The 21,701-nt window shown below is 64.3% G+C and carries 17 protein-coding genes and 1 tRNA gene; 6 read left to right on the forward strand and 12 right to left on the reverse strand.

Annotated features, from left to right (window positions below):
* Positions 1-167 precede the first annotated feature (167 nt).
* The 4 genes from ACU8YE_RS09225 to exaC form a co-directional block, all read right to left on the reverse strand.
* Positions 168-743 carry a cytochrome b gene (locus ACU8YE_RS09225; RefSeq protein ID WP_446928556.1) on the reverse strand — a complete coding sequence of 192 codons (576 nt, stop codon included), beginning with the start codon at positions 741-743 and terminating at the stop codon, positions 168-170.
* A complete protein-coding gene (locus ACU8YE_RS09230) occupies positions 730-1,803 on the reverse strand; it encodes a beta-propeller fold lactonase family protein (RefSeq protein WP_446928557.1) in 1,074 nt (357 codons plus the stop codon). Before ACU8YE_RS09230 ends, ACU8YE_RS09225 begins: the two co-directional genes overlap by 14 nt.
* A 19-nt stretch (positions 1,804-1,822) precedes the next feature.
* The gene (locus tag ACU8YE_RS09235) at positions 1,823-4,444 is read right to left on the reverse strand and encodes a TonB-dependent receptor domain-containing protein (RefSeq protein WP_446928558.1); all 2,622 of its coding nucleotides are present in this window, start codon (positions 4,442-4,444) and stop codon (positions 1,823-1,825) included.
* Between the two features lie 257 nt (positions 4,445-4,701).
* Positions 4,702-6,222 carry an acetaldehyde dehydrogenase ExaC gene (exaC, locus tag ACU8YE_RS09240; RefSeq protein ID WP_024972380.1) on the reverse strand — a complete coding sequence of 507 codons (1,521 nt, stop codon included), beginning with the start codon at positions 6,220-6,222 and terminating at the stop codon, positions 4,702-4,704.
* Positions 6,223-6,508: 286 nt separating this feature from the next.
* Between exaC and ACU8YE_RS09245 the strand changes: the two genes are divergently transcribed.
* From ACU8YE_RS09245 to ACU8YE_RS09265, 5 genes are all read left to right on the forward strand, one after another.
* On the forward strand, positions 6,509-7,285 hold the full coding sequence (locus ACU8YE_RS09245) for a quinoprotein dehydrogenase-associated SoxYZ-like carrier (RefSeq protein WP_446928615.1): 777 nt from the start codon (positions 6,509-6,511) through the stop codon (positions 7,283-7,285).
* Entirely contained in the window at positions 7,282-8,232 is a 951-nt protein-coding gene (locus tag ACU8YE_RS09250) for a quinoprotein relay system zinc metallohydrolase 1 (RefSeq protein WP_446928559.1), read from the forward strand. The genes ACU8YE_RS09245 and ACU8YE_RS09250 overlap by 4 nt, the downstream gene beginning before the upstream one ends.
* A gap of 40 nt (positions 8,233-8,272) precedes the next feature.
* The gene (locus tag ACU8YE_RS09255) at positions 8,273-9,202 is read left to right on the forward strand and encodes an MBL fold metallo-hydrolase (protein ID WP_316869970.1); all 930 of its coding nucleotides are present in this window, start codon (positions 8,273-8,275) and stop codon (positions 9,200-9,202) included.
* A gap of 261 nt (positions 9,203-9,463) precedes the next feature.
* Positions 9,464-10,594 carry a porin gene (locus ACU8YE_RS09260; protein ID WP_232040697.1) on the forward strand — a complete coding sequence of 377 codons (1,131 nt, stop codon included), beginning with the start codon at positions 9,464-9,466 and terminating at the stop codon, positions 10,592-10,594.
* A gap of 182 nt (positions 10,595-10,776) precedes the next feature.
* Positions 10,777-11,688 (forward strand): acyltransferase, encoded by a 912-nt coding sequence (locus ACU8YE_RS09265; RefSeq protein WP_446928560.1) that lies wholly within the window; start codon positions 10,777-10,779, stop codon positions 11,686-11,688.
* Between the two features lie 90 nt (positions 11,689-11,778).
* On the opposite strand, the gene ACU8YE_RS09270 is transcribed toward ACU8YE_RS09265, so the two are convergent.
* The 5 genes from ACU8YE_RS09270 to speB all read right to left on the reverse strand — a co-directional run bounded on the left by ACU8YE_RS09270 (position 11,779) and on the right by speB (position 17,036).
* A tRNA-Ser gene (locus ACU8YE_RS09270) sits at positions 11,779-11,868 on the reverse strand.
* A 79-nt stretch (positions 11,869-11,947) separates the two neighbouring features.
* The gene (serS, locus tag ACU8YE_RS09275) at positions 11,948-13,264 is read right to left on the reverse strand and encodes a serine--tRNA ligase (protein WP_232040699.1); all 1,317 of its coding nucleotides are present in this window, start codon (positions 13,262-13,264) and stop codon (positions 11,948-11,950) included.
* A gap of 79 nt (positions 13,265-13,343) precedes the next feature.
* The gene (locus ACU8YE_RS09280; protein WP_446928616.1) at positions 13,344-14,651 is read right to left on the reverse strand and encodes a replication-associated recombination protein A; all 1,308 of its coding nucleotides are present in this window, start codon (positions 14,649-14,651) and stop codon (positions 13,344-13,346) included.
* Between the two features lie 89 nt (positions 14,652-14,740).
* The gene (locus ACU8YE_RS09285) at positions 14,741-16,045 is read right to left on the reverse strand and encodes an MFS transporter (RefSeq protein WP_446928561.1); all 1,305 of its coding nucleotides are present in this window, start codon (positions 16,043-16,045) and stop codon (positions 14,741-14,743) included.
* 31 nt (positions 16,046-16,076) lie between these two features.
* Positions 16,077-17,036: an agmatinase gene (gene speB, locus ACU8YE_RS09290; RefSeq protein WP_446928562.1), complete on the reverse strand. Its 960-nt coding sequence runs from the start codon at positions 17,034-17,036 to the stop codon at positions 16,077-16,079.
* Positions 17,037-17,169: 133 nt separating this feature from the next.
* Here speB and ACU8YE_RS09295 point away from each other — a divergent pair, with 133 nt between their 5' ends.
* Positions 17,170-18,066, forward strand: coding sequence for a LysR substrate-binding domain-containing protein (locus tag ACU8YE_RS09295; protein WP_440076130.1), 897 nt, complete (start codon positions 17,170-17,172; stop codon positions 18,064-18,066).
* 16 nt (positions 18,067-18,082) lie between these two features.
* Here the strand turns inward: ACU8YE_RS09295 and ACU8YE_RS09300 are convergent, their stop codons facing one another.
* The 3 genes from ACU8YE_RS09300 to ACU8YE_RS09310 all read right to left on the reverse strand — a co-directional run bounded on the left by ACU8YE_RS09300 (position 18,083) and on the right by ACU8YE_RS09310 (position 21,646).
* Entirely contained in the window at positions 18,083-18,508 is a 426-nt protein-coding gene (locus tag ACU8YE_RS09300) for a hypothetical protein (RefSeq protein WP_446928563.1), read from the reverse strand.
* 46 nt (positions 18,509-18,554) lie between these two features.
* Entirely contained in the window at positions 18,555-19,202 is a 648-nt protein-coding gene (gene lolA, locus ACU8YE_RS09305; protein WP_440076131.1) for an outer membrane lipoprotein chaperone LolA, read from the reverse strand.
* Positions 19,203-19,300: 98 nt separating this feature from the next.
* On the reverse strand, positions 19,301-21,646 hold the full coding sequence (locus ACU8YE_RS09310; protein WP_440839452.1) for a DNA translocase FtsK 4TM domain-containing protein: 2,346 nt from the start codon (positions 21,644-21,646) through the stop codon (positions 19,301-19,303).
* Positions 21,647-21,701 lie beyond the last annotated feature (55 nt).

A 21,701-nucleotide genomic window follows, 5' to 3' on the forward strand; every position in this document is an offset into this window, starting at 1 on the left:
GTCACACCGGTCGGACTCAGGGCAAATCCCGTGCCATCGAAAAACGCCGTAAAACCGCGGTTTCAGGCAACTTGCAGTGCGGTGTTGCGTGCCATACCGCAACACATCGTGTGTTCTGTTGCGAAATGGAACAACGCCATGCACGCAGCCCCCGCAAAGCCCGTGGCCTACAGCGCGCGCGTGCGCCCGCCCGGCAACATGCGCTGCACGCATCGCTGTGCATCGAGCCATTGGTGCTTGATCACCCCGGCAACGTGGAGCGCGACCAAGCAGAGAAGCAGATCGGCCGTCGTGCTGTGTACCGTGTAGAACATGTGCTGCAGTGCGCTGTCGACCCAACCCCAGCGCGGCAATGGCACGCCCCAGAAGCGCGTTCCGTATTGATTGAACGAAGACCCGAGGTAACCCGACAGCGGCATGACGACCATGCACATGTAGAGCAGGCGGTGCGTGATGCGCGCCAGCTCCGCCTCCCAGCAGTGCAGCCCCGGGATCGAAGGTGGCGCAACACGGCGCAAGCGCACGGCCACGCGCCACGCAATCACCAGCGCCGCCGTCAGGCCGAGCGATTTATGCAGATTCACCCAGGCGGCCTTTCCTGGCGCGCCCTTGGCCAGACCCGTCATGTAGTAGCCCAGCGCGAACAGCCCGCATAGGAGCAAGGCGCTGACCCAATGCAAAGCGATCGACAGGCCCGCATAGGCCGGTGCCGGGGCGATGGCGGGTCGATCAGCGGGGCGCATCAAGAGTGCCCACCGAGGTTGGATAAGTCACCACGCCCCAGGGCAGCTTGTAGCCCGGCAGCGCATCGACGACCGCGCGCTTCTGCGGGTCGATCACCTGCACAGTGTTCGAGCGGCCGCAGGCCAGCAGCAGCTTCTGGTCGCCCGGCGTGAAGCTGAAGTGCCAGCAACGCTTGCCAACCGGAATGGCAGCCACCGGCGCAAAGGTGCGGGCATCGAACACCTGCAGTTGATCTGCGCGGCTGGCAGCCACCCAGAGGTATCGACCCTCGCGGTCAAACGCGATGCCGTACGGCCCTTGCCCCGTCGGCACAGTCCTTATCGGCTTGAAAGCGGCATCCAGCAGCAACAGGTTGTTCGAATTTTCCAGCGTCACCACATAGGTCTTTCCATCCGGCGCGATCTTGATGCCGCGCGGCCGATTGCCGAACGGCGCAACATCCACGCTACGGATCTGCTTGAGCGTGGACAACTCATAGACGCCGACCGTGTTGTCACCCTCGTTCGCCACCAGCAGCAACTTGCCCTCTGGTGAAAACTCGATGGCTTCCGTCTCGCGGGCGGCCTTGATGCGGCCCACCACGGCCCACTGGTTGAGGTCGATGATCGCGACTTCAGCGGGGGCTTCGTCTTTCTCACCTTTCTCTTCCTTCCCAGCCTGCACGTTCTTTCCCGGTGGCCCGCCTTCCGACGAAGGCTCGTAGGTGACGAACGCTCGGCGGCCGTCGGGCGAGATGCGCATGAACTCGACATTCCTGCCGACCGCGATGCGTCTGATCTCCTTGCGCGTGGCCGTATCGACCACCGACACATCGGCGCTACCCTGATTGGCCGTCAGCAGCCAGCGGCCATCGGGCGTGACCGCGAGGCCGCGTGGGTCCTTGCCTACGGCAATCTCGTCAACCTGTTTGAGCGTGCGTGCATTCAGCACGGTCACGCCGCCGCCCTGATTCGTGACATAGGCGACGGGGTCGGGCACCTCGGCGACCGCCTGAAGCGTGGATACCAGGCCCACGCAAAGCAACGTGGCGATCCGGAAGTAATAGGTCAGAGCGTTCATGATGATCTCGTCTGCAGGGCTAGTCCTTGTCGGCATCGGAGGTCTTGCCTCCAAACGAATACGTCAGCCCAATCCAGATCGCGCGCGGCGGCGCGGGCGTCATGAACTGTTGCGTCGCGAGCGTGTAGATGCTCCGCATACCCGACAGGCCGTACGTGGAATAACGCTTGTTGAACAGGTTGCTGATGTAGGCGGAGATCTCGAGGTGCCTCGTCGGCTTGTAGTGCAGGTTCAGATTGACGAGACCGTAGCCGGCCACCTCGCCGTTCGGGTCGGCATTGCTTTCGTTGCCGTGCGCGATCTGCTTGCTGACCAGGATCACATTCCCGCCCATCGACAGGTTCGGGCTGAACGCGTACGACGCGCCGAGCTTGAGCGTCTTCGCGGGGATGCCGGGGATCTTGTTGCCGCTGACCACGTTCTGCCCGCTCGCCGTGGTGAATGCCGACTTGTAGATCGCGTCGACATAACCAAAGTTGGCTGACAACGACCACTTGTCGATCTTCGTGCTGGCACCCAGTTCAAAGCCGCGCCGCTCCGTCTTGCCGACGTTGGCGAAGTAGCCGTACGTGTTTGACGTGGCGATGAACTGGATGTCATTGCTCAGCCGCGAGTCGTAGACAGACGCGCTCCAGTAGGTGGACTTGCCCAGCTTTCCGCGGCCGCCGAACTCGATGGTTTTGGCAATCACGGCTTTCAGGTCCGGATCGCCGTTGAACCCCGTCGGAAGCGAGCATGGGCTGTTCGGATCTGCGCAGGACAACTCGATCGATGTTGGTGCGCGCATCGATTCGCTGTAGCTGCCGAAGATGCTCTGCCGCGATCCGAGGTCGTAGTTGAACCCGAGCGCCGGGTTGAACCGGTGATAGTGATGCGAGCCGGCGAGGCTGTTCGTTTCCGGCCCGGCCACCGCCCCTGCGGGGATACCGTTCGGAGCAGAGGCTGCGCCCGAACCCGAGTTCGAATATCGATAGGCGCTTTCGTAGCCGGGGTTGTAGTACGACACGCCCGAGACTTCGTCCGTCCAGGAGTAACCGCCGTCTCCGTTCAGGTACTTGTTATTGGCGCCGCCCTGGTTGAGCGTGGTGTAGTTGAAGCTGCCGGATGCCGTCACGCTCAGCTTTTCCGTCACGCTCAACGTATCGGTGAAGTACGCGCTGAAGTTGTTGACGTTGGACGACAGGCTGACCGCGCCGATGACGTTGCTGCCCGTGAAGAATGCCGGGTTCGATGCCGACGGAGCCAATCCATTGGCGGTGAATCCGTACGCCTGATTGGGAGTCACCACGGCCTGATAGTTGATCAACCGTGCCAGATACGTGGTCTGGTCATACGTGATGCGCGAATGGTCGAACGCACCACCCAAGGTGAACGTATTGTTGCGTCCCGCCAGCTGGCTGAAGTTCGACCACTGCAGGGAGGTGCCCAACGTGTCCTCATGCGTGGCGGAATCCACAACGCTCGTGTTGATCGCGTTGGTCCAGCGGCCGTAGCCGAGCGCCAACGCATTCGCACCGGTCACGGCATTCACTGCCGTACCGTTGGGCGCCTTGTTCGCGCATTTGTAAGTAGTAATGCCACCTGCGGTGGTCGTTGCCAGCGATCCGTCGTCGTTGAAGCAGCCATCGTCGAGCTGCGCGTTGCTGTTGACGTTGTGAAGGTTCGCCTTGCGGTAGTAGACGCTGCCAGCCAGTTGGTTGGTGTCGTTCAACCAATGGCTGCCCTTCAGGTTCAGCAGCGCCATCCGGTTCGAGATGGTGTCGGGCCACGTATAGGCCGCGCTGCGGTTCGCCATCATGTCCATCGGCAAAGACTGCGTGCCGCTCAGCGAGGTATCTGCGAGTGCAGCCGACAGCTCCAACTGGGTAGCGCCATCGTTGCCGTGCCACCGCGCCTTTCCGTACAGCTGCTTGACGTTAGAACCCGAGTGGTCGCGAAAGCCGTCCTGGCGGTCGATGTTGCCGGCGACGAAGTAATCGGTGCTGTGGGCCTTGTCGACGACCCCAGTCTCGAAGCTCAGCGCGCGGCGGCCAAACGATCCACCCAGCGCCTCGATCGACGTGCCGGCGTTGTCCTTGCCGTTCTTGGTGTTGACGACCAGCGCGCCGCCCAGGGTATTGAGGCCGAACATCGGGTTCGATCCCGGCAGGATGTTGACGCTGGACATCGCGTTCATGGGAATCAGGTCCCAGTTGACGATGGAGCCAAAGGGCTCGTTCATCCGCACGCCATCAAAGTAGACCGACACGCCAATGGGCACACCCAGCAGCGAAGACACCTGAAACCCGCGGTAGTTGATGTCGTTCTGGTACGGATTGCCCGCCCCATTGCTGATGCTGACCTGACCGAGGTTGTCGTTCAGCAGGTCGGCCAGGTTCGAACTGCGTTGCTCGCGGGCATCGGTTGCGCTGACGCGCTGGGCATTGGCAGGAAACTGAGACAAGGGCACGCCAATGCTGTCGATCGGGGTCGAGCCGACGACCTGGGCGGTAGGCAACGCCACCGCAATGATCTGGTCCTCGGCAAATGCCGGCGAGCACAGGCCCGCGGCAGCGAGCGCCGCTACCCCGCCGGCCAGACGCGGCGCGGCGTTGCGCAGACGGCTGGCGTCCTTGCCCGAACGGCTGGTATTCGAATGCACGGAGTGTCTCCCTGGTGTTTCACGCTCGCCGGGCCCGAGTGCGTCAATGGCGCATCTTCAGAAACAGACGTGGTGATGGCGATTCCCCTCAGGGAATCAGCGGCAATGGGGCAGACACCTGCGCGCCGTGCGGCGGTGCATGTGTGGGCGCATGGCCATGTCTCCTCTTCTTTTTTCGCCTGCGGGGTCTTTGCCTCGCAGGTTAGCGGCTGGCGCACGGGTGTCGATGACCATGCGCCAGCCGTCCTGCTACACCATCAGAAGAAGCCGAGCGGCTTGGTGTCGTAGCTCACCAGCAGGTTCTTGGTCTGCTGATAGTGGTCGAGCATCATCTTGTGGGTCTCGCGGCCCACGCCCGACTTCTTGTAGCCACCGAACGCTGCGTGCGCCGGATACAGGTGGTAGCAGTTCGTCCACACGCGCCCTGCCTTGATGGCACGGCCCACGCGGTAGGCGCGGTTGATGTCGCGCGTCCACAGACCGGCGCCCAGGCCGAAATCGGTGTCGTTGGCGATCTGCAGGGCCTGCGCTTCATCCTTGAACGTCGTCACGGCAATCACCGGGCCGAAGATCTCTTCCTGGAACACGCGCATGCTGTTGTCGCCCTTGAGCAGCGTCGGCTTGATGTAGTAGCCCTTCGACAGATTGCCAGGCAGCACTTCCACGTCGCCGCCGACCAGGCATTCGGCGCCTTCTTCCTGCGCGATCTCCAGGTAGCTACGGATCTTGTAGAACTGCTGCTCCGAAGCCTGCGCGCCAACCATCGTGTCGGTGTCGAGCGGGTCACCGCGCTTGATGGCGGCCACCTTGGTCATCACCGCATCCATGAAGCGGCTGTAGATGGATTCCTGCACCAGCGCGCGCGACGGGCACGTGCACACCTCGCCCTGGTTGAAGAAGCCCAGCACCAGGCCTTCGGCAGCCTTTTCGATGAAGCTCGGCTCGGCCTGCATGATGTCTTCGAAATAGATGTTGGGCGACTTGCCGCCCAACTCCACCGTCGACGGGATGATGTTCTCAGCCGCGCACTTCATGATGTGCGAGCCCACCGGCGTCGAGCCCGTGAAGGCGATCTTCGCGATGCGTTTGCTGGTAGCCAGGGCCTCGCCAGCTTCCTTGCCGTAGCCGTGCACGACGTTGAGCACGCCCGCCGGCAGCAAGTCGCCAATCAGTTCCATCAGCACGCAGATGCCCAGCGGCGTCTGCTCGGCCGGCTTGAGCACCACGCAGTTGCCGGCAGCCAGGGCGGGCGCCAACTTCCATGCAGCCATCAGCAGCGGAAAATTCCACGGGATGATCTGGCCGACCACACCAAGCGGCTCGTGGATGTGATACGCCACGGTGTGCTCGTTGATCTCGGCTGCGGAGCCTTCCTGCGCGCGGATGCAGCCGGCGAAATAGCGGAAGTGGTCCACGGCCAGCGGGATGTCGGCGTTCAGCGTTTCACGCACGGGCTTGCCGTTGTCCCACGTTTCGGTCACGGCCAGCAGTTCGAGGTTCTGTTCGATGCGGTCGGCGATCTTCAGCAGGATCAGCGAGCGGTCCTGCACCGAGGTGCGCCCCCAGGCGTCAGCGGCAGCATGCGCGGCGTCGAGCGCGCGGTCGATGTCTTCAGCGGTCGAGCGCGGGAACTCGCCGATCACCTCGCCCGTCACCGGGGTGGTGTTGGTGAAGTACTGGCCCTTGACCGGCGACACGAATTCGCCACCGATGAAGTTGCCATAGCGCGGCTTGAACGAAACGATGGCGCCGGGAGTGCCGGGATGAGCGTAACGCATGGGTTGTCTCCTGATGTTTGAGTGATGACCGCAGCGTCGTTGTCTGCGCTGTGTCCGCTCGTCATCTGCAAAACCCGGGCCATCCCCTGCGGTGGATGCTGCATCCATGCCCAATCGCCGGTTCACGCCGTTCGGCTCGCCTGACTGTTCCAGAATGGAACAACGGGTGTTGCAAAGCTCAACGCCCCATCACCTGAACAGCCGCGGGACGCGCATGCGGACCCACGGCGGGCATGGCATGACTTTCGCAACACAGGCCGTTCATCTGAACCTTGCAAGGCACACGATGAGAACGGCCTCACTCCATGCTGCCGCTGCCGCGTTGGCCGTTGCGTGCCTGTCCTGGCCGGCCCGCGCCGATACGAACATTGACCCGGCAGGCTCGCCGCTCTGGCCGACGATTCAGCAGGAGGTTTTTGGCGCGGCGCCAACAACGTTCGACAACCGCATCAGGATCACTGGCCCCGCATTTGCGGAAGACCCGATGCAGGTGCCGATTGCGTTTGACGCGTCGGCGCTCGGCAAGGTGGAGCGCATCGTCGTCGTGGTCGACCGCAACCCCATCCGCAAGGTGCTGGAGTTCGCGCCGATGCGCGTGCGCCCGGCCCTGTCGTTCCGGTTCAAGCTGCAGGAGGCCTCTGCGGTGCGCGTGGCGGCGCGTACGCAGGACGGTGTGTGGCATGTCGGCACCTTGCAGGTGGACGCCACCGGCGGCGGCTGCACGCTGCCCGGAGCCACCCGCCAGAACTCCACGTGGAGCACCACGCTGAACCAGGTGGAGTCGCGCGTGTTTCCGGGCTTCAACGGCGCAGGCAGGCGCATCCGCCTGCGCGTGATGCATCCGATGGACACGGGCTTGGTGGCGGGCATCCCGTCCTTCCATATCGAGCAGCTCAACCTGCTCGATGCCCGGCGTCAGCCCATGCTTGAACTGGCGCTGTACGAACCCGTGGCCGAGAATCCGATCTTCTCGTTCGATCTGGATGGCCCCGTTGAACACGGCATCAGCGTGGCCGGCGTCGACAACAACGGCAACCGCATCCGCGCACAGGTGACACGATGAGCCGACGCCACCAACGGTTGGGGCTCCTGCTGCTGTGCCTGGCAATGTGGACTGCCATCGCACGGGCAGAGCGCCCCGATTACCACCTCGTACCGCAGGCGGTTGCCCCAGACGTCTGGGTGCTCGAAGGCGCCAACGCGGATTTCTCTGCGCGCAACGGCTGCAACATCATCAATACCGCCTTTATTGATACCGGCGACGGCGTGCTCGTCATCAACACAGGGCCGTCACTGCTGTACGGCGAACAGCAGCGCCAGGCCATCCGCACGGTCACCTCGGCGCCGGTGCGCTGGGTGTTCAACCTCAACCTGCATCCCGACTACTTCTTCGGCAACCAGGCCTATGCGGATGTCGGCCCCCAGGCGCTGCCCGGCACCATTGCCGGTGCGCAACGCGAAGGCGCGGCCTATGCCGACAATCTCTACCGCATCTGCGGCGCGTGGATGCAGAACACCGTATCCACACCGCCCGGCGTCCCATTGACGCCCGGCACACGCACCATGGGGAGCCACCGCATCGACCTGATTCGGCTCGACGGGCATACCGATGACGATCTCGTCCTGGTGGACCGGACCAGCGGTGTCGTCTTCGCCGGCGGCATTGCCTTTCGAGACCGGATTCCCACGACGCCGCACGCCAACATTGCGCATTGGCTGGCCAGCCTGGACGCGTTGCAGAAGATCGTTGCCGACAGCGGAGCGCGCGTGTTGATCCCCAGCCACGGGCCCGCGCTCGGCAAGGCCGATGCCATCGCGCAGACACGCCAGTACCTGCAGTGGCTCGAGGCACGCATGCGCCGCGCGGCCGCAGAAGGGCGAGACCTGGCAGAGGTGATTGCCATGCCGGTAGACGCGCCCTACGCGCAATGGGGCGGAATGCCCGCGGAGTACATGCGCAACGTGACCCGCTTCTACCCACGCTACGAGAACGCCGCGCTGGCGCCCTGACATGGCGCCAGACCCCGCGCGGCGACGCTGGATGCGCATCATGCTCGCGACCCTGATCAATCCGGCGCCGACGGCGTCTGCGGCACCTGCCCGCGTTACGCTGTTGCGCCTGCAGGATGGCCTGTATGCCGCGCGCGCCGTCAACGCAGAAGCCTCGCGCGCGAATGCCGGAGAAGTCGTACCCACGCTGGTACACACGACCGGCAACGGCGTTCTCGTGGTGGACCCGGGCCCGCACGCGCGATGGGGACGCCATCTGATCGCGGCCATCCGGCACATCACGGCCGAACCCATCCGCTGGGTGGTCAACACGCACGCGCACCCGGAGCACGTGCTCGCCAACGCGGCGTTCGCACAACTGCAGCCACGCCCTGCGTTCCTGGCATCGGCCGCCACCGCCGACCTGATGCGCCGGCGATGCGAAACCTGTTTGGCCCGGCTGACCGCCCTGCTAGGTGCGCGCGTCATGCACGCAACGCAGATCGTCTATCCCGAGCCCGCATTGCGCGATGGCGACTGGCTGCACACCGGCAAGACAGCGTGGCAAGTCCACGTCTGTACGGCTGCGCACAGCGCTTCCGACACGGTGCTGTACGCGCCGCAGCGCGGCGTGCTGTGCACCGGTGGCCTGGCATATCGGCAGCGCATTCCAGACCTGCAGGACGGCTCGCTGATCGGCTGGCGTCAAGCATTGCAGGCGCTTGTTCAATTGCCCGCCACCATCGTCGTCGGCACCGCCATCGGCACGCCTGCGCAGATGCTGCGCCCGACGCTCGCCTATCTCGACATGCTCGACAGCGCGATCACGCGCGCCATTGAAGCCGGTGGCGATGCAGCTCGCGCGCTCGAGTACGTCCCGGGCGACGCCTATCGCGACTGGCGCAACTTCGACCCCCGCCATGCGCTGAACGTCGGACGTGCATGGCGCGAGCTCGAAGATCGCTGGATGCAAAGCGCGCCCAAGGTCTGACACACCTGCTCCACTGCGCAACAGAGAGCGGACATGTGTTGCATCAACTGTCCCGCCACGCCACATCACACAAACAGCCGCGGGCATCCGCAAACGTTAAGCAACGGACTGCAACTCCGTGCAATGCGCGGCGAACGTCGTGGTACGCATATTGCAAAGTTCCGCCGACGTTGAGCGCGCGCCCCGCGTGTTTGGCGCCAACACCGCATGCGTCCGAGCCAATTCCATAGACGCATCACACAACGACAATACGGAGACAACATGCAGAACACACGCCTTCGACCCTGCGTACTGACCGCCCTTGCTGCCGCCCTCGGCTGCGCAGCGAGCGGCGCCATCGCACAATCGTCGGTCACGATCTACGGCACAGTCGATGCCGGACTCCAGTATCAAAACCGCAGCGCAGCCGGCGGCAGCATCACGGAAATGCATTCGGGCGGCATCAGCCCAAGCATCTGGGGCCTCAAGGGATCGGAAGACCTGGGCAGCGGCATGAAGGCCAACTTCAACCTCGAAGGGCATTTCAGCAGCGACACGGGCACGCTCACCACCGGCCCGGGCTTCAGCTCGGAGCTGTTCCGCCGGCAAGCGAACGTTGGACTCAGCGGCAACTGGGGCGCGATCACGCTGGGGCGCCAGTACAGCCCCGCGCTCATCGGCACGATCGGCACCGAAGCGCGCGGCTTCAAAGAGCAGTTCTCGAATCTGTACGGCTGGGCATACAACCAACTGCCCGCACCGGGCAACGCGATGGGCGCTGGCACCAACCCCGGCAACGACGTCGGCGTGTTCATTGGCAATGCACTGCAGTACTCCAACAACTTCGGCCCGGTGTGGCTGGGCGTTGCCTATTCATTTGGCGAGACCGCCGGTAGCTTCAAGCGCGGCAATGAGCTGTCGCTGGGTGCCACGTATACGGGCCCGGTCACAGTCGGCCTCGGCTATCAGTCAACCGCGGACAGCGGCACAGGCGAGACCCTCAGCCGCTTGTGGAGCGCAGGTGTGGCCGTGCCGTTCAATGCCTTCACGGGCCGGGTGAACTACATCGGCGTGACCAACAATGCGCCGACCGGGCAACGCGTATCGGACGTCAAATCGATCGGCGTCGGGCTCGACTACAAGTGGAGCCCCGCCAATACCGCCACGCTGGCCGGCTACTACAGCAAGTACGAAAGCAGCGCCCACGACAGCTCGACCAAGTCGGTCGTGCTGAGCAACGACTACGCATTCTCCAAACGCACCACGCTGTATGCGCAGCTCGTGTACGTGAATGCGGGCGCGGTGGGCGCGGCCGACCCGCTGGAGAGCCTCAAGACGTCGATCGTTGCAGGCGGCACCGCGCCGGGCGCCAAGACGGTGCTGGCAGGTGTGGGGCTGAAGCATTCGTTCTGAGCTGGACCTGAGCAGGAAAAACCCTTGGCCAACGCCAAGGGTTTTTTTTTCGCCCTCAGGTACATAGCGTGAATCCTGACGCAGCGCATGGTCGGGCCGGCCGAACCGCGCTACGCTCACGTATCGTCAACATCACGATTCCTGTCTGCCGGAGCCACCCGGCAGCGCTCATTGGAGGTGCCTTGATTCGCGTCCTGCCTGCCTTTGTACTGGGCATGCTCAGCTCAATCCTGCTGGCCCTGAACACGCTGTTCTGGAGCGTGCCACTGTTCACGCTCTCGGCGTTCAAGCTGCTGGTGCCGGCAGCGGCCGTCCGCCGCCGGATCGACCCCATGCTCAACTGGGTCGCCACGTGCTGGATCGGTTGCAACAATGCCTGGATCGGCGTACTGCAACGCGAGCCGTGGAGCGTGGAAGGCGCCGACAACCTGCGCTACGCGGGCTGGTACCTCGTCAACTGCAACCATCGGTCTTGGGTGGACATCTTTGTGCTGCAGCGGGTGTTGAACCGGCGAATCCCGCTGCTCAAGTTCTTCCTCAAGCAGCAGCTGATCTACGTGCCGGTCATCGGCCTGGCCTGGTGGGCGCTGGATTTCCCGTTCATGCGTCGGCACACCAAAGCGGCGCTGCGCAAACACCCCGAGCTGCGCAATCAAGACCGCGAAACCACGCGTCGCGCGTGCGCCAAGTTCGCCCATGTGCCGACCAGCGTCATGAACTTTGCCGAAGGCACGCGGTACACACCGGCAAAGCACCGGACGCAGTCGTCCCCCTATCGCCATTTGCTCAAGCCGAAGGCCGGCGCCCTGGCGTTGACGCTCAACGCCATGGGCGGACGGTTCCAGTCGCTGCTCGATATCAGCATTGCCTATCCGGACGGCACACCGAGCTTCTGGCAATTGGCCTCCGGCCAGGCCGGCCGGGTCATGGTGCATATCCGCGAGCTGCCGATCCCGCCGGATTTCTGCACGCACGACTACAGCACCGACGCCGCCTTCCGTAGCGATTTCCACCGCTGGCTCGCCCAGCTCTGGGAAGAGAAGGACCAGCAGATCGAAAACATGTTGGCCCGGGCGGCCGGCCGCGCGGCGTGACCGCCGGTGGCGACGCCGTTTCGCCAGACGAAATCCAGACGCCAAACAAAAAGCCCCTTGGTCGGAAAACCAAGGGGCTTTTGCTACTGCTGGCGGAGAGGGTGGGATTCGAACCCACGGTACCGTCGCCGGTACGCCTGATTTCGAGTCAGGTACATTCGACCACTCTGCCACCTCTCCGGTAACTGGGTCGCTGAATCGCGAAACCGCGAGTATAACAAAGTTTTTCCGGCCCGATCAAGGGGGTCGGCATAACTCATCAAACTGCCGGTTTCAGCACTTCCTGGCCGCCCAGATACGGGCGCAGTACCGTCGGCACCGTGACCGAGCCATCCGCGTTCTGGTAGTTCTCCAGCACGGCCACCAGCGTACGGCCCACGGCGAGGCCCGAACCGTTGAGCGTGTGCACCAGCTCCGGCTTGCCCTGCGCGTTGCGGAAACGCGCTTGCATGCGGCGCGCCTGGAAGTCGCCCATGTTCGAGCACGAGCTGATCTCGCGGTACGTGTTCTGCGCCGGGATCCACACCTCGATGTCGTACGTCTTGGTGCTGCCGAAGCCCATGTCGCCCGTGCACAGTACGACGGTGCGGAACGGCAGTTCCAGCTTGCGCAGGATGTTCTCGGCGCAGTTGGTCATGGCGTCCAGCGCGGCGGCCGAGGCTTCGGGCTGCACGATCTGCACCATCTCGACTTTGTCGAACTGGTGCTGGCGGATCATGCCGCGCGTGTCCTTGCCGTACGAACCGGCCTCCGAACGGAAGCACGGCGAATGCGCCGCAAACATCATCGGCAAGGCGTCCGCAGCAACGATCTCATCGCGCACGAGGTTCGTCAGCGGGACCTCTGCGGTCGGGATCAGGTAGAAGTTCTCGACACGCTCGCCGTCTTCCCCTTCGGCGCTGTGCCCCATCTTGCGCGGCACGCGGAACAGGTCTTCCTCGAACTTCGGCAACTGGCCGGTGCCACGCATCGACGCGGCGTTGACGATGTACGGCACGTACGCCTCGGTGTAGCCGTGCTCCAGCGTGTGCGTGTCGAGCATGAACTGCGCGAGCGCACGATGCAGACGCGCCACCTGCCCTTTCAGGACAGTGAATCGCGCGCCCGACAGCTTGGCACCCGCGTCAAAATCCAGCCCCAATGCGGCGCCCAGGTCCACGTGGTCCTTCACCGGAAAGTCGAATGCGCGCGGCGTGCCTTCGCGACGCACTTCCACGTTCTGCGTTTCATCGCGGCCGGCCGGCACGCTTTCGTGCGGCAGGTTCGGGATCGACAGCATCAGGTCCTGCATCTTGGCCTGTACCACGTCGAGTTGCGCGGCAGACGCCTTCAACTCGTCGCCAATGCCCGACACCTCAGCCATCACGCCAGATGCATCCTCGCCCTTGCCCTTGAGCATGCCAATCTGCTTGGACAGACTGTTGCGGCGGGCCTGCAGCTCTTCGGTGCGGGTCTGGATGGCCTTGCGTTCCGCTTCGAGCGCGGCAAAGCCGGCCACGTCGAGCACGTAGCCACGATCTTTGAGGCGCGCGGCGACGGCATCGATGTCTTTGCGCAGCAGTTGGATATCAAGCATGGTGGGAAAAAGGAAACCGAAGATGGCGAGCGATCTGAACGATCGAAAACGCCGATTTTATCGTACCGGCCCGTCGGGATTATTTGTTGCGAGCGGATTTGTCCTGCTCGGCATGCCACTGCGCATCCAGCTCGCGCAGGTGCCGCAGCTTCTCACCGATCTTGCCTTCCAGGCCACGCGGCGTCGGCACGTACCAGTTCTGCGGGGGCAAATCGTCGGGGAAGTAGGTTTCGCCGGCGGCGTAGGCCTCGGGCTCGTCATGCGCGTAGCGGTAGGCGTGGCCGTAGCCGAGTTCTTTCATCAGCTTGGTCGGCGCATTGCGCAGGTGCACGGGCACGTTGCGCGACTTGTCCTGGCTGACGAAGGCGCGCGCGGCGTTGTAGGCGTTGTAGCCGGCGTTCGATTTCGGTGCGATGGCCAGGTAGATGACGGCCTGGGCCAACGCCAGCTCGCCTTCCGGTGAGCCCAGACGCTCGTACGTTTCCGCCGCGTCGAGCGTGATGCGCCCGGCACGCGGATCAGCCAGCCCAATGTCTTCCCACGCCATGCGCACGATGCGGCGTGCGAGATAGCGCGGGTCGGCGCCACCGTCGAGCATGCGGCAGAACCAGTAAAGCGCGCCGTCCGGATCAGACCCACGCACGGATTTATGCAGCGCACTGATCTGGTCGTAGAAGGCGTCACCGCCCTTGTCGAAGCGGCGCAGGTTTTCCGATAACGCCGATGCCAGCAGTGCCTCGTCGACCACCGGAACCGCATCGCCCTCAGCCTGCGAACGCGCGGCGCGCGTGACGATTTCAATGTTGTTGAGCAGCTTGCGGCCATCGCCATCGGCGGAGGCGACGATGGCGTCGACTGCGGTGGGCGCCCAATCCAATCCGCCCAGCTCCTGGCGCGCCCGTTCGGCCAACTGCTTGAGCTCATCGTCAGACAGGCTCTTGAGCACATACACCGCGGCACGCGAGAGCAATGCACCGTTCACCTCGAACGAGGGGTTCTCCGTCGTCGCGCCGATGAAGGTGAACAGCCCGCTTTCCACGTGCGGTAGAAATGCGTCTTGCTGGCTTTTGTTGAAGCGATGAACTTCGTCGACGAACACGAGCGTGCGGCGGCCATTGGCGCGGAATTGCTCTGCGCGCTCGACGGCCTCGCGAATGTCCTTCACCCCGGAGAGCACGGCCGACAGCGCGATGAATTCCGCATCAAACGCGTCGGCCATCAATCGGGCCAGCGTGGTCTTTCCAACGCCGGGCGGGCCCCAGAGGATCATCGAATGCGGCTCGCCAGAAGCGAAGGCCACGCGCAGCGGCTTGCCCGGCCCGAGCAGATGCTGCTGGCCGATCACTTCGTCGACAGAATGCGGGCGAAGGCGCTCGGCCAGCGGCATGTGGGCGGGCGCGTCCGGAAAGAGAGATGCGGAAGCGTTCATGCGGGGATTGTCGCAGAATCCGCCGGCCGACCGGTTTCCACGGCGGATCAGGCGGTGCGTGTGTCCAATGCCGATTCCCCGGCGATCAGTCGGGCCCGGCCGATCCACACAACGCACACCAGAGACAGCGCCGCAAAGCCGGCATAGAAAACCGCCATGGGCCACCACAGTGGGAAGAAGCGATCTGCAAGCACCGTGGCAAGCAGCGGTGTCAGGCCGCCAGCAAATGCGCCGCAGACTTGATACGACAACGAGATCGCCGTATAGCGGATGCGCGCCGCAAACATGCCGCTGACAAAGCCCGCAATGATCGCGTAATAGCCGGACTCGGCCAGCGTGGCGATGGCCACCCCTGCAAACACGGTGTGCGCCTCGCCCATGCGGACCAGCGGAAGCATGATGAACGGTACGACCACCGCGAAGGCAGCGAGAACGACCAGCATGCGGCGCGCCCCGAAACGGTCGGCCAGCGTGGCTGCGCCGAGCTGCACGAAGAACTGCAGCACGGCCACCCAGAACATGCAGTCGAGAATCATCGCGCGACTGAGCTGCAGATACTGCGTGGCATACGAAATCATGAAGATGTTGCTGAAGTAGACGCCAGCGATGCCGTACACGTTGGCGCCAATGGCCAGCGCGATCAGCGGCCATGCCTTGAGCGCCTCCGCCAGCGGCTGCTTCGCCACGTCGCCGGAGGCCCGCATCGCCTCGAACTCCGGCGATTCATTGACCGACATGCGGATCACAAAGCCCACGGCCAGCAGCACGGCACTCGCCAGGAATGGCAGGCGCCAGCCCCACGCCAGGAAGGCTTCCGGCTCGAGCCGGCTGACGGCCGAGAACGCCAGCATCGACAGGATCAGGCCACCGGCGCTGCCAAGCTGGGCGAACGAAGCGAAGAACGTACGCCGGCCTTTCGGCGCATGCTCGCCGGCCAGCAGCACCGCGCCGCCCCACTCGCCGCCCACGGCAATGCCTTGCAACACACGCAACGCCACCAGCGCGACCGGCGCAATCCACCCGGCCTGCGCATAGGTGGGCAGACAACCGATCAGCACGGTGGCGACGGCCATGAGGGTGAGCGTGCCCATGAGCGCGCGCTTGCGGCCGAGCTTGTCGCCGATGCGGCCGAACAGCACGCCGCCGATGGGCCGGGCGAGGAAGCCGATGGCGAACGAGCCGAACGAGGCCAGCAGCCCCAGCAAGCGGTTCTCTCCCGGGAAGAACAGCGGCCCGAAGACAAGCGCCGCCGCCGTGGCGTAGCTGTAGAAGTCGTACCACTCGATCGTGGTGCCGATGAACGATGCCATCGCCGCACGGCGCGGCTGGGCCGTCGATTGCGTTGTCTGCATGGGTCTCCTCTCCGTTTTTGTGGGTATCGCGTCAGGCGCGGTATTCGACGCCCGGTAGTACGCACAGCAGCTCGAACGCGAGATTGGCGCCAAGCAGCGCCGTCGTCCCGAACGGGTCATACGGCGGGGACACCTCGACGAGATCTGCACCGACGATGTCGAGACCGCGTGCGCCGCGCACGATCTCCAGCGCTTGCGGCACGGTCAGGCCGCCAATCTCCGGCGTGCCGGTACCCGGCGCATAGGCGGGGTCGATACCGTCGATGTCGAAGCTGATGTAGACCGGGCCGCCCTGCACGCGAGCGCGCACCTCTTCCATGAGCGGCACGAGCGATCGGTGCCAGCATTCCTCGGCCGTTACCACGCGAAAGCCCTGTTCGCGGCACCAGTCGAAATCTTCGGCCTCGTAGCCGGTCCCGCGCAGCCCGATCTGCGCCACGCGGTTGCAATCGAGGAGCCCTTCTTCCACCGCGCGGCGAAATGGCGTGCCGTGCGCGATCTTCTCGCCGAACATGGTGTCGTTGACGTCGGCATGCGCATCGACGTGGATCAGGCCAATGCGGCCGTATTTGGCATGCATGGTGCGCAGGATGGGCAGCGTGATGGTGTGATCACCGCCCAGGCCGATCGGGCGGCAGCCACCGGCGATGATCTCCCGGTAAGCCGCCTCGATGCGCGCGATCGAGTCATGCAGGTTGTAAGGGTTGGTCGGCACGTCGCCGATGTCGGCCACGCGCAGCGAGTCGAACGGCGCGGCGCGCGTGGCCATGTTGTACGGCCGCAGGAGGACGGATTCTGAGCGGATCTGCCGTGGCCCGAGCCGCGCACCGTTGCGGTTGGACGTGCCCAGGTCGAACGGCACGCCGACAAAGCAGGCGTCCAGCCCCGCCGCTGACGCTGCGGCAGGCAGCCGCATCATGGTGGCAATACCGCCAAAGCGCGGCATGGCATTGCCCGAGGCGGGCTGAAAGAGGTTGGCGCAGTCGTTCATGGCAGTCGAAGTATCACATCGTCTTCAGGCGATGTAATGAGTGGAGATAGCCTGCATTTTTGCCGATGGATTTCGTGCGTAGAATGCGAAATCTCCGACTTAAACATCGATTTCAATCGATGTATTCACCGCCGTGCTGGGCCAACCTTCCGATCTTGATCTGCGACTGATCCGCGTGTTTCTTGCCGTGGTTGACGCGGGCGGCATCACCCCTGCCCAGGCAACGCTGAACGTGGGGCAATCGACCATCAGCACCCAGCTGTCCACACTCGAGACGCGACTCGGCTATCGGCTATGCGAACGTGGCCGCAGCGGCTTCCGGCTCACCGCGCGCGGAGAACGGTTCGTTGATTCCGCACGCAAGCTACTGGGTGCGCTCGACGTCTTCAGCGCGGAAGCCCGCAAGGTGGGCCGCACACTGGTCGGAACGTTGAATCTCGGCTTGATCGGCCATGCGCCCGTGAATGCGAATGCGCGCATCAGCCAGGCCATCGAGCGCTTTCGGCAACGCGATGAATCCGTGCATTTCACGGTCTCGGTACGCCCGCCCGGGGAGCTGGAAGGACTGCTGCTCGACAACAAGATCCACATGGCGATCGGTTATTTCTGGCACCGCGTGCCGGCGCTGGACTACACGACGATCTTCCACGAGACGCAGCTTGCGTATGCGGGGCGTGGTCATCCGCTGTTCAGCAAGGCTGGGGACGTGACGCCCGCGCAGGCACTGGCGCACGCGTGGGCGTGGCGCAGCTATCCGCTGCCCGAAGCGGCGGGGTCGCCGGCCGAGCGGCCGGTGACTGCGGTGGCAGACAACATGGAAGCGGTGGCAATGCTGGTGCTTTCGGGCCGGCACCTAGGCTACCTGCCAGAGCACTTTGCGGCGCCCTATGTAGCCCAAGGCCTACTGACGCCGTTGGCACCTGCAGCCATGCGCTACGAGGTGCCGTTTGACATGGCGGTGCGCCGCGACGCCCGGCGCAATGATCTGCTGGCCGCCTTTATTGCCGACATGAAAGCGGCCCACGCCTGAAAAGGCGGGCAAGCCGTCAGTTCGATGCCCGCTGCACCAGCCCCATGAACGCCTTGGCCGGCAGCGGCCCATGACACGATTGCGCACCGTTGGGCGAGCGCAGCAGCAGCCAGACGTTCTCGCTGGCCGGCGGCTGAATCACGAACGGCTGACGCGCCGAAGCCTCGGGCAGGCGCGGATCAGCCGGCGCCTGGATCGGCACGACCTGCCCGGCGTGGCCCTTCACCAATGCGCTGCACTCGGCGCCGGGCAGCTCGGTCGCGTGCAGGAAATCCTTGTTGACCAAGGCCTCGGCCAGCACCGTGTCTGGCGCGGTGAGGAACGAATCGACGTCAAAACGGGACGCACCGGTGGAGGCGCATCCCGCAAAGACGGCCGCCGCTGACGCTGTAACGGCAACAGCGGCTGCACGGTGCAGCGACGTGGTGAACGGCAAAGGCATGGTCGGTCTCCTTGTCGAGGACAGCAACGGCGCCGGCCTGCACGCGTCATTGCTTGATGACGTCAGCCCCTTTGGGCGGCGTAAAGCGGAACACGTTGGCCGGCAGTTGCGGATTCTTCTGGATGTTCGAGAACGTCAGCAGGGTGGTGTTGCCAAAGGCGTCGCGCAGCTCCATCCCCTGCAGCTCGCCGCTGCGAAAGCCGATGGCGATGCGCTCGAACTGGGTGTCCTTTGCCTTGGGGGTGAGTTCGACCCAGTCGATACCGTCCTTGGTGCCACCCTCCTTGAGCGTGAAATTCTTGGCCAGGTCGTTGCTGCCGAACAGGATGGCGGCGGGGCTGGAACCCAGCGACGCATCAAGCTTGCGCTCCGTGATCTGGTTGAGGTCCTTGTCGAAGATGTAGAGCATCTGGCCGTCGGCCGAGAGCTGCTGCTCGTACGGCTTCACATAGCGCCAGACAAAGCGGCCCGGGCGCGAGAAGACGAAATCGCCGTTGGACGTGCCGGCCACGCGCAGCGGGCTGCCGTTGGTGCCGCCCTTCACTTGCCGCTGCACGAACTCGCCGCGCGCAGTGCTGACGTTGCTCACGAAGGCGTTGAGCTGTTCGACCGCGCCCGCATAGGCGCCGGCGGACCATGCCGCCAGCGAAACCAGCCCGGCGGCCATCAGGTGACGTGCTTTCAACACAAACATAGGAATCCCGGTTTCAGTTGATCTTGTTGTTAGTGGCCGGCCGCGACGGAACATTCCGCCCGCGCGGTAACGCGATGTAACTGCAAATGCGGGCAGCGTCATTCCTCTTCGACGACGTTGCCGTTGCGGTTGGGCGCCAGGATTTCGCGGTTGCCGTTGCCTGACATGGCGGACACGAGCCCCGCCTTTTCCATGTCTTCGAGCAGGCGTGCGGCGCGGTTGTAACCGATGCGCAGGTGACGCTGCACCAGCGAGATCGACGCGCGGCGATTCTTGAGCACCACGTCGACGGCCTGGTCGTACAGCGGATCGGCCTCGCCACCGCCCGCACCGACAAGTCCCGCGCCGCCGCCAAAACCATCGCCGCCGCCCTCGCCATCGGCCACGCCGCCTTCGAGAATGCCCTCGATGTAGTTCGGCTCGCCTTGCGATTTGAGGTTATCGACGATGCGGTGGACTTCCTCGTCTGAGACGAACGCGCCGTGCACACGCACCGGCAAGCCCGTGCCGGGCGCCAGATACAGCATGTCGCCCATGCCCAGCAGCGCTTCGGCGCCCTGCTGGTCCAGGATGGTGCGCGAGTCGATCTTGCTGCTGACCTGGAAGGCGATCCGCGTCGGCACGTTGGCCTTGATCAGGCCCGTAATCACGTCCACCGACGGACGCTGCGTCGCCAGCACCAGATGGATACCGGCAGCACGCGCCTTCTGGGCAATCCGCGCGATCAGCTCTTCGACCTTCTTGCCGACCACCATCATCAGGTCGGCCAGTTCGTCGATCACGATGACGATCATCGGCAACTTGTCGAGCGGCTCCGGCGCGTCCGGCGTCAGGCTGAACGGGTTGGGAATCTTCTCTTCACGCGCTGCAGCTTCTTCGATCTTCTTGTTGAAGCCCGCCAGGTTGCGCACGCCCATCTTGCTCATGAGCTTGTAGCGGCGCTCCATCTCGCCCACGGCCCAGTTGAGCGCGTGGCCAGCCTGACGCATATCGGTAACGACCGGGCACAGCAGGTGCGGAATGCCTTCGTAGATGCTCAGCTCCAGCATCTTCGGGTCGATCAGGATCAGGCGCACCGCATCGGCCTTGGCTTTGTACAGCAGCGACAGGATCATCGCGTTGATGCCGACCGACTTGCCGGAGCCCGTGGTGCCGGCCACCATGCAGTGCGGCATCTTGGCCAAGTCGGCCACCACCGGCTTGCCGGCGATGTCCTTGCCCAGTGCCAGCGTGAGCTGCGATGCGCTCTCGTTGTAGACCTGCGAGCCGAGAATCTCCGACAGGCGCACCGCCTGACGCTTCGGATTCGGCAGCTCCAAGCCCATGTAGTTCTTGCCCGGAATCGTCTCCACCACGCGGATCGACACCAGCGACAGCGAACGCGCCAGATCCTTGGCGAGGTTGACGATCTGGCTGCCCTTCACGCCTGTGGCAGGCTCGATCTCATAGCGCGTGATGACCGGCCCCGGATAGGCCGCCACCACCTGCACTTCCACGCCAAAATCCTTGAGCTTCTTCTCGATGAGGCGAGACGTGAATTCCAGCGTCTCGGCGCTCACGGTTTCCACAACCGGCGGAATCGGGTCGAGCAACGCGAGCGGCGGCAGGTCGGAATCGTGAATGTCGACAAACAGCGGCTGCTGCTTCTCGCGCTCCACGCGCTCGCTCTTGACCACGGCGGTCGGACGCACGATCTGCACCGGCGGCGATTCTTCAATGCGCACACGGCGGGTTTCGACCACTTCTTCGCGCTCGACCTTGGCTGCCTCACCAATGGCCCGGTCCTGTTTGCTTTCGCGGCGCGTCTTGAAGCCGACGAACAGCATCTCGACGCCCGCGCCGATCTGCTCGGCCAGGTTCAGCCACGAAAAATGGAAGAACAGCGACAGCCCGACCAGGAACGTGAACAGCAGCGCCAGCGTGCCGCCGGTAAAGCCCAGCGAATGCTGCATCGCCCCGCCGATCACGTCGCCCAGCACACCCCCGGGCGCACGCGGCAGCTTCATGTGCAGCGAGTACATGCGGATGGCTTCCAGACCCATGCTGGAAGCCAGGATGAGCGCAAAGCCGATCCACGTGACACTGGCGTCAACACGCGGCATGGAGGTGCGCGGCAGGCGTTCGTCCGACATCAGCTCGCGCCAGCCGCGCCAGACCTTGCGCACAAGCAGCACCGCCCACCAGTAGGCGGACGCGCCAAAGACAAACAGCAGGAGATCGGCCAGCCACGCGCCCACGCGGCCGCCCAGGTTGCGGATCTCGTCGACCTGGCTGGCGTGGGTGAAACCGGGGTCAGCCCGGTTGTATGACAGAAGAATGATCAGGAAGGCGATGGTCACCGCCAGCAACAGGAACCAGCGGACCTCCCCCAGCAGCCGGCCAATGCGGGACGGCAGTGCGGAGGGATCGGTGCGGGTTGTCGGAGTGGTGGAAGCTCGAGCCATGCGGGAGACGCGGAGAGACGGATGTGCCGCTTGGGTAAGGCCACGCGGCTTGGGA

Source organism: Ralstonia sp. VS2407, assembly GCF_052950655.1.

Coding starts and splice junctions, on each gene's coding strand:
- serS (WP_232040699.1), bottom strand. CDS start 13,264: ATGCTTGATATCCAACTGCTGCGCAAAGACATCGATGCCGTCGCCGCG.
- lolA (WP_440076131.1), bottom strand. CDS start 19,202: ATGTTTGTGTTGAAAGCACGTCACCTGATGGCCGCCGGGCTGGTTTCG.
- ACU8YE_RS09230 (WP_446928557.1), bottom strand. CDS start 1,803: ATGAACGCTCTGACCTATTACTTCCGGATCGCCACGTTGCTTTGCGTG.
- ACU8YE_RS09300 (WP_446928563.1), bottom strand. CDS start 18,508: ATGCCTTTGCCGTTCACCACGTCGCTGCACCGTGCAGCCGCTGTTGCC.
- speB (WP_446928562.1), bottom strand. CDS start 17,036: ATGAACGACTGCGCCAACCTCTTTCAGCCCGCCTCGGGCAATGCCATG.
- ACU8YE_RS09260 (WP_232040697.1), top strand. CDS start 9,464: ATGCAGAACACACGCCTTCGACCCTGCGTACTGACCGCCCTTGCTGCC.
- ACU8YE_RS09250 (WP_446928559.1), top strand. CDS start 7,282: ATGAGCCGACGCCACCAACGGTTGGGGCTCCTGCTGCTGTGCCTGGCA.
- ACU8YE_RS09285 (WP_446928561.1), bottom strand. CDS start 16,045: ATGCAGACAACGCAATCGACGGCCCAGCCGCGCCGTGCGGCGATGGCA.
- ACU8YE_RS09310 (WP_440839452.1), bottom strand. CDS start 21,646: ATGGCTCGAGCTTCCACCACTCCGACAACCCGCACCGATCCCTCCGCA.
- exaC (WP_024972380.1), bottom strand. CDS start 6,222: ATGCGTTACGCTCATCCCGGCACTCCCGGCGCCATCGTTTCGTTCAAG.
- ACU8YE_RS09280 (WP_446928616.1), bottom strand. CDS start 14,651: ATGCCGCTGGCCGAGCGCCTTCGCCCGCATTCTGTCGACGAAGTGATC.
- ACU8YE_RS09255 (WP_316869970.1), top strand. CDS start 8,273: ATGCTCGCGACCCTGATCAATCCGGCGCCGACGGCGTCTGCGGCACCT.
- ACU8YE_RS09225 (WP_446928556.1), bottom strand. CDS start 743: ATGCGCCCCGCTGATCGACCCGCCATCGCCCCGGCACCGGCCTATGCG.
- ACU8YE_RS09245 (WP_446928615.1), top strand. CDS start 6,509: ATGAGAACGGCCTCACTCCATGCTGCCGCTGCCGCGTTGGCCGTTGCG.